At 70.5% G+C, this 970-nt stretch carries 1 protein-coding gene; it reads right to left on the bottom strand.

Features of this window, described 5'->3' with window-relative positions; genetic code table 11:
* Positions 1–60: 60 nt before the first annotated feature.
* Positions 61–912, bottom strand: coding sequence for an NmrA/HSCARG family protein (locus UK23_RS48035; protein ID WP_052685693.1), 852 nt, complete (start codon positions 910–912; stop codon positions 61–63).
* Positions 913–970 lie beyond the last annotated feature (58 nt).

Genomic DNA, 970 nt, shown 5'->3' with positions numbered 1-970 from the left:
CCCTGGTACGACGCGGCAGACACACTCCGCCCGACCAGCAGACCGAGGACGTGCTGGCCCCTACCGAGCGCGAGAGCTGAGCCATTCGCGGACGGTCCGCGCGGACGGCACGATCGCCCGCGTGGCCGCCGGGTCCGCCTCGACCGGGTTGTCGCGCAGCCAGCGCCACATCGTGATCAGGTCGTCGCCGACGAACCGCTCGAACAACCAGATCGGCATCGGGAAACGCCGTGGCGGCCGCCCGAACGCCTCCCGATAGTGGTCGCGGCACCCGTTGATGCTGAGCACGTCGGACACCAGCGGGAGGTCCTCGCCGACGAACCCGTCCGGCTCGGCGAACACCCGTGCCGCGACCGCGCCGAAGTCGTCCGAGCACAGCCACAACAGCGGACGGTCGCCGCCGATCAGCTTCGGCATCAGGTGCCACATCGACACCGGCGGGTAGAAGTCCTTGTCCGTCATCAGTTCCATGAGAGCCATCGGCCGCAACACGGTCAACGGCAGGCCCAGCCCCTGCAGGTGGGCCTTGATGACCATTTTGGACTCCCACGACCCGACGCCGGTGCCGGCGCGGTCGATGCCGGCGGACCCGTACACGACGTGCCGCACACCGGCCTCTGCCGCCGCGTCGCCCACGTTCCTGCCCTGCACGACCTCCTCGTCCAGGCCGCAGATCATCGGGTTCTGCACGCTGAACACGCCGTGTGCCCCGGCGAACGCGGGCCGCAACGTGGTCACGTCACTCATGTCGACTCGCATCACCTCGGCGCCCGCTTCGGCCAGGCGTCGAGCCTTGGCGGAGGACGGGTCACGGGTCAGCGCCCGGACCCGCCGGCCGTCCGCGAGCAGGTGCCGGGCGACCGCGCCGCCCTGCCGCCCTGTCGCGCCGAGGACCGCGACCAACCCGTCCATGCCTGGTTATCGCACGAACGGCCGATAGGTTACGGCACGGCGAACCCACACCACCCAA

It is taken from the genome of Lentzea aerocolonigenes (assembly GCF_000955955.1).
Taxonomy (GTDB): Bacteria; Actinomycetota; Actinomycetes; order Mycobacteriales; family Pseudonocardiaceae; genus Lentzea; species Lentzea aerocolonigenes_A.
This window is presented reverse-complemented; position numbering and strand designations above follow the sequence as displayed.